This is a genomic window from Vulcanococcus sp. DEBay_Sum29NL08_54 (assembly GCF_017859255.1).
Taxonomy (GTDB): Bacteria; Cyanobacteriota; Cyanobacteriia; order PCC-6307; family Cyanobiaceae; genus Vulcanococcus.
Window position 1 is genome coordinate 44,746 of record NZ_JAFMNJ010000009.1, and the last position, 6,223, is coordinate 50,968.

General features: G+C 65.3%; 6 protein-coding genes. 5 read left to right on the forward strand and 1 reads right to left on the reverse strand.

Annotated elements, in window-relative coordinates; genetic code table 11:
* Nucleotides 1-18 precede the first annotated feature (18 nt).
* From QZ186_RS05060 to fmt, 5 genes are all read left to right on the forward strand, one after another.
* The gene (locus tag QZ186_RS05060; protein ID WP_010317487.1) at nt 19-450 is read left to right on the forward strand and encodes a DUF2996 domain-containing protein; all 432 of its coding nucleotides are present in this window, start codon (nt 19-21) and stop codon (nt 448-450) included.
* A 78-nt stretch (nt 451-528) separates the two neighbouring features.
* Nucleotides 529-1,626, forward strand: coding sequence for a magnesium-protoporphyrin IX monomethyl ester (oxidative) cyclase (gene acsF / locus QZ186_RS05065; protein WP_296416062.1), 1,098 nt, complete (start codon nt 529-531; stop codon nt 1,624-1,626).
* A gap of 204 nt (nt 1,627-1,830) precedes the next feature.
* Nucleotides 1,831-3,183, forward strand: coding sequence for a TldD/PmbA family protein (locus tag QZ186_RS05070; protein WP_083797941.1), 1,353 nt, complete (start codon nt 1,831-1,833; stop codon nt 3,181-3,183).
* 1 nt (nt 3,184) lies between these two features.
* Nucleotides 3,185-4,558 carry a TldD/PmbA family protein gene (locus QZ186_RS05075; protein ID WP_296416063.1) on the forward strand — a complete coding sequence of 458 codons (1,374 nt, stop codon included), beginning with the start codon at nt 3,185-3,187 and terminating at the stop codon, nt 4,556-4,558.
* A 9-nt stretch (nt 4,559-4,567) separates the two neighbouring features.
* Nucleotides 4,568-5,599, forward strand: a complete 1,032-nt coding sequence (fmt, locus tag QZ186_RS05080; protein WP_296416064.1) for a methionyl-tRNA formyltransferase — start codon at nt 4,568-4,570, stop codon at nt 5,597-5,599.
* Here fmt and QZ186_RS05085 read toward each other — a convergent pair.
* Nucleotides 5,596-6,223, reverse strand: a 628-nt coding sequence (locus QZ186_RS05085) for a J domain-containing protein (RefSeq protein ID WP_296416065.1), incomplete at its 5' end; no start/stop codon positions are given. The genes fmt and QZ186_RS05085 overlap by 4 nt on opposite strands.

Genomic DNA, 6,223 nt, shown 5'->3' on the forward strand with positions numbered 1-6,223 from the left:
GGATTGAGGCCTGCACCGGTGACCGATTCCGCCCAACCCGCAGCAAGCGCCGCAGACGCCAAACCAGCCAAGGCGGCGAAACCTCCGGCCCCGGAAGACAAGCCCTTCGCGGAGTTTGTCCCGAATCTGCTGATTCCGGCTCTGGCCAAGGAAATCGAGGCCTACGGCGGCCCCAGCGACTGCAACCTGAGCTTTGAGCAGGGGCCCATGCCCGTGGTCGGCAGCAGCTGTTGGCAGGTGAAGGGCAGCCTCCCCAATGGGCGGCGCTTCTGGCTCTGCTTCACCAGCGACTCCATCAGCTCGGCCAAAACCATCGCCCTGGCTGAAGCCGGCAGCGAACCGAGCCTGCTGGAGTCATTTTTGATTGACGAGAAAAAAATGACCCAGGCGCTGCTGGTCTCACGGCTGGTGCAGCGTCTGAATGGTCAGAAATGGCTCGGGGCCAACTAAACCTGCGAGTGATGAAGCCCTTCAACGGGCTGGCACCAAAGCCGCCTACGATGGGTTTTGCTCCGTTCAAGCCGCCCGATGGTGCCTCCCACCGCCGTTGCCTCATCTGACGCCGCAACAGCCATCGGCACGTCCAATGCACCGGCCACCAAGGATCCGGTGAAGGACACAATCTTGACTCCGCGGTTCTACACCACGGATTTCGAGGCCATGGCTGCCATGGACCTCAGCCCCAACGCCGATGAGCTGGAAGCCATCTGCGAGGAGTTCCGCAAGGACTACAACCGCCATCACTTCGTTCGCAACGAGGAGTTCGAAGGCGCCGCCGACAAACTCGATCCCGAGACCCGCAAGGTCTTCGTCGAGTTCCTCGAGCAGAGCTGCACCTCCGAGTTCTCCGGATTCCTGCTCTACAAGGAACTGAGCCGTCGGATCAAAGAGCGCAACCCCCTGCTGGCCGAGTGCTTCGCTCACATGGCCCGCGATGAGGCCCGCCACGCTGGCTTCCTCAACAAGTCGATGAGCGACTTCGGTCTGCAGCTCGACCTCGGCTTCCTCACCGCCAACAAGGCCTACACGTACTTCAAGCCCGAATACATCTTCTACGCCACCTACCTGAGCGAGAAGATCGGCTACTGGCGCTACATCGCCATCTTCCGCCACCTCGAGAAGAACCCCGACAGCAAGATCTTCCCGATCTTCAACTTCTTCGAGAACTGGTGCCAAGACGAGAACCGCCACGGCGACTTCTTCGATGCCCTGATGAAGGCGCAGCCCAAGAGCGTCACCGGCCTGCGTGCTCGCCTCTGGTGTCGCTTCTTCCTGCTGGCCGTGTTCGCGACGATGTACGTCCGGGACGTGGCTCGCAAGGAGTTCTACGAAGCCCTCGGCCTCGATGCCCGCGAGTACGACAAGTACGTCATCGCCAAGACCAACGAGACCACCGCGCGGGTCTTCCCCGTGGTCCTGAACGTCGACCATCCGAAGTTCTATACGCGTCTTGAGCGCCTGGTGCGCAACAACGACAAACTCAGCGCTGCTGATGAAGGCAACGCCCCAGCTCCCCTCAAGGTTCTGCGCAAGCTGCCCTACTGGGTCGCCAACGGTGCCGAGATGGCCAAGCTGTTCTTCACGAACCCCATCCGCAGCGAGAACTACCAGCCCGCCGTTCGCTGATTCCTGCGTCATTCGCAGTTCCCCGTAGGGGGTTAGGCCCTGGTCGCTTTGGCCAGGGCCTTCTTGCTAGGACCGTGATGGCCCGCTGCCATCCATGCCCAACCGTCAACAACCCGCGTGATTGCCTCCATCCCGTCCCACGCTGAGCTGTTACTCGGCCCCTTTGATCAGCGCTGGAGCCCGCGCCTGGAATCACTCCTGGCGATGGGCAAAGCCGCCGGCGCCGATCTCGTTGAGATCTTCCTGGAGCGGACCGATCACCTCGGTGTCCTGGCCGAACAGGACACCATCACGAGCGTGACGCCGGCCTTCGGCATGGGAGCTGGCATCCGGGTGTTTCGGGACCAGCGGGACGGCTTTGTCAGCACCAACGACCTCAGCGAGGCCGGACTGACGACGGCGCTGACCCAAGCCCTCGGGATGTTGGGACTGGACCTGGACGGAACGGGGCTCAGCGGCTTCGAAGGTCTACCGGCCCTCAGGGATTTCGCCCTGGAGAAAAACCTCTGGCTCAGCAGCTGCCCTGAGCTGACCGAGAGCACCCAGAAGCTTCTGGAGGGAACGGCCCAGCTGCAGCAGAAGGGCAAGCATCTCCAGGCCCGCCGGGGCAGCTATGCCCGGGACTGGCAGGAAGTGATGGTGGCCGCCAGTGACGGCACCTTTGGCCGGGACATCCGTCTGCATCAATCCGTTGGCCTCAATGTCCTGGCCGCCGATGGTGATCACCGGGCCGGCGTCGGACGCCGCTACGGCACCTCCGACAGCCCAGACGATCTGCGCCAGTGGGATGTCGCCCAGGCCGCCGATGAGGTCTGTACGAGTGCCGGCAACATGCTCTACGCCGACTACGTCGAGGCCGGCCAGATGCCAGCGGTGCTGGCCAACCGCTTCGGTGGAGTGATCTTCCACGAGGCCTGCGGCCACCTCTTGGAAACCACCCAGGTGGAGCGCGGCACCACCCCCTTTGCCGAGAAGGTCGGCGAGACGATCGCCCATGAAGCCGTCACCGCCATCGATGAAGGGCTGACGGGCGGCGCCTTTGGCTCCCTCTCGATGGATGACGAGGGACTGGAGGCCCAACGCACCGTGCTGATCGAGAACGGTGTCCTCAAGCGTTTCCTCAGTGACCGCGCTGGAGAACTGCGCACGGGCCATGCCCGCACCGGCAGCGGACGGCGCCAGAGCCACACCTTCGCCGCCGCCAGCCGCATGCGCAACACCTACATCGCGGCGGGGCCCCATCAACCGGAGGACCTGATCGCCTCGGTGGACCGCGGCCTCTACTGCAAGTCCATGGGCGGTGGCAGTGTCGGACCCACCGGTCAGTTCAACTTCGCCGTGGAGGAGGGCTACCTGATCGAAGACGGCAAGCTCACCAAACCCGTGAAGGGCGCCACCTTGATCGGCGAGGCCAAGGAAGTGATGCCGCGCATCTCGATGTGCGCCAACGACCTCGAGCTAGCCGCAGGCTTCTGCGGTTCCGTCAGCGGCAGCATCTTCGTCACCGTCGGACAACCCCACATCAAGGTCGACTCCATCACCGTGGGGGGCCGCTGAGATGAGCCAAACCAACCAAAGCCTCAACGCCGAACAGCTGCGCAGCCAGCTCGAGGGAATCGCCCAGCAGCACGGCATCCGCCAGTGGGACCTCGGCGCGGCCTGCAGCACCGACACCTCCGTGCAGGTCGACCGCGGCGAACCCAAGCAACTCAAGGGGGCCCAGCGCAGTTCGATCACGATCCGTGTCTGGAACAGTGAAGGGCTGGTCGGCACCACCAGCACCTCGGACCTCTCCCAAAGCGGACTGGAGCGAGCCCTCTCCGGTGCCCGGGATGCCGCGGCATTCGGGAACGCCGAAGAGACGCCTGCCTTCTCACCCCTGGCCACAGCACCGCTGACGGCCCTGGATCAACCGCTGCATCAGCCCCAGGGCATCCTCAAGTTGCTCGAGCAGCTCAAGGCCGCAGAGCATGATCTGCTCGGACGCCACCAGGCGATCAGCACCGTTCCCTACAACGGACTGGCCGAGCGCAGCAGCGAACGGATTTACCTCAACAGCGATGGGGCCTGCCGTCAGCAGCAGCTGACCACCGCCAGCATCTACCTCTACGCCCGGGCCGAGGAGAGCGGCCGCAAACCGCGCAGTTCCGGTGCCGTACGCCTGGCCTACGGCGCCTCAGACCTCGACATTGCCGGCTGCATTGACGAGGCCGCCGAGCGCACCATCAGCCACCTGGATTACGCCCCGGTGGAGACCGGCCGTTACACCTGTGTGCTCAGTCCCGAGGCCTTCCTCGATCTGATCGGCGCCTTCAGCAACCTCTTCAATGCCCGTTCGGTGCTGGACGGGGTCAGCCTCAGCCAGAAGGACTCCATCGGCCAGAGCCTGGCGGTGCCCTTCCTCTCGATCGACGACAACGGCCTGCACCCCGGCAACATTGGCGCCTCCAACTTCGATGGAGAGGGAACGCCCACCCGCAAGCTGTCGCTGCTGGAGGGGGGAGTACTGAAGAACTTCCTGCACTCCGAGGCCACGGCCCGGGCCTTTGGGGTGGCCCCCACCGGCCACGCCGGTCTCGGGGCCAAGGTGTCTGTCGGTCCCGACTGGTTTGAGATTGGCCCCACCCCCGGCACAAGCGGCGGCCAGAGCGGTCTCGATCGGTTCAAGGCCGATCAGCCAATCATCTGGATTGACTCCCTCTCCGCCCTGCATGCCGGGGTCAAGGCCAGCCAAGGCTCCTTCTCCCTGCCCTTCGACGGTTGGTTGATCAAGGGCGGCGAAGCCCGCTCCATCGATGCCGCCACCGTGGCCGGCGATATCCGCCAGGTGCTTAACGCGATTGTCGGCTTCGAGGGCGAGGCCAAGGTCACCCCCGACGGGCTCTGCCCGATGGTCTGGGTGGAGGGTCTCTCGATAACCGGCGAGGCCTAAGGGCAAGCGATGCGGATCCTCTTTTGGGGTACCCCGGCCTACGCCGCCGTCAGCCTCGACGCGTTGGTCAACGGCGGACATGAGCTGGTGGGTGTCGTCACCCAACCGGACCGCAGGCGCGGACGCGGCAAGGCACTGATGCCTTCCCCGGTGAAGGCACGCGCACTTGAACTGGGCATCCCTGTATTCACCCCGGAGCGGATCCGCAAGGATCCGGAATGCCAACGACAACTCGCCGAACTGGGGGCCGATGTCTACGTCGTGGTTGCCTTTGGCCAAATCCTCCCGCGTGAGGTGCTGCAGCAACCACCCCTGGGCTGCTGGAACGGCCATGGCTCACTGCTGCCCCGCTGGCGTGGCGCAGGCCCGATCCAATGGAGCCTGATCGAAGGCGACGCTGAAACCGGCGTCGGGATCATGGCGATGGAGGAGGGGCTCGACACCGGACCGGTACTTCTGGAGCGCGCCATTCCCATCGGCCTGCGGGAGAACGCCCACCAGCTGGCCGAACGACTGGCGCAGCTCACCGGCGAGCTCCTGGTCGAGGCCCTGCCCCAGATCGAAGCCGCTGGACCCGGCCCGGAACAGGAACGCCTGCAGCGGCTGGGCGTGCGGGTCCAGCCGGAGGAGGGCATGACCTACGCCCGGATGCTGGCCAAGGAGGATTTCCAGATCGAGTGGTCCGCCTCAGCCCTGGCCATCCACCGCAAGGTGATGGGGCTCTACCCCGGCGCCAGCAGCAGCTGGAAGGGCAAGCGCCTGAAGGTGCTCTCCTCTGAACCCCTGATCAAACGTCTCACCGCTGAACTCAGCCCGGAGGCCAAAGCCTTGGCCGAACGCTGGGGGCTGAATCCAGGCGAAGGGTCCAGCCACACCCCCGGGACCGTGCTGGAGTGCGTCGACTCCACCGGACTGGTGGTGGCCAGCTCCGGCTGTCCCCTGCTGATTCGCGAGGCCCAGCTGGAGGGGAAGAGCGCCAGCCACGGCACCCAACTGCTGCAACAACTCGGCGCGGTGCCGGGCGACCGCCTAGGGGACTAGGCCACCAGGAACTGATAGGCGTCGTTCACCCGCCGAAACGCCTCCGCGGTTCCGCCCACATCGGGGTGGTGCTGTTTCACCAGCCGGCGGTGGGCCTGCTTGATCGCCTGTTTGGAGGCCCCCCACTCCAACCCCAGCACCGTGAGGGCCGCCACGCGGCGGGGGTCCCGTCCCTGTTCGGTGGACTGGTGCTGGCGGTCCGTGCGGCGCTGATCGCTGCGCGTCCTGCGGTTGTTGTTGTGGTTGCTGGTCCTCTGCCGCTGGCGCAGTTCCAGCACAACCCGCTGGGGGTCGTCGTCGAGCCATTCGATCGCGCTGACGCCGTAGAGGGCAAAGGCCGCCAGGACGGCGCAGCGCTTTTTGTTGAGCGGGCTGGCCGTCGCCGCATAGAGATCCCGTCCCAGACCCGGCACCAGATGGTCGAGGCGCTGCTGCAGGTTCAACTGCGGCAGGAAGCTGCTGCGGTTCAGCTGCTCGATCAGCTCCTCCAGGCCGCTTTGGCGCAGAACGGCCCAGCCCTTCTGCTCCGCCAGGGCTGCACCCCAGCGCTCCACCTGGGCAGAGGACACCAGCGCTTGGGGTGGCCGCCAATGCTGGCGGCTGGGTTCCGGTCGCTGGCGGAGG

Bases quoted from the DNA above. Each gene is read 5' to 3' on its own strand.
- QZ186_RS05070 (WP_083797941.1), top strand. From the start codon at position 1,831: ATGGGCAAAGCCGCCGGCGCCGATCTCGTTGAGATCTTCCTGGAGCGG.
- fmt (WP_296416064.1), top strand. From the start codon at position 4,568: ATGCGGATCCTCTTTTGGGGTACCCCGGCCTACGCCGCCGTCAGCCTC.
- acsF (WP_296416062.1), top strand. From the start codon at position 529: ATGGTGCCTCCCACCGCCGTTGCCTCATCTGACGCCGCAACAGCCATC.
- QZ186_RS05075 (WP_296416063.1), top strand. From the start codon at position 3,185: ATGAGCCAAACCAACCAAAGCCTCAACGCCGAACAGCTGCGCAGCCAG.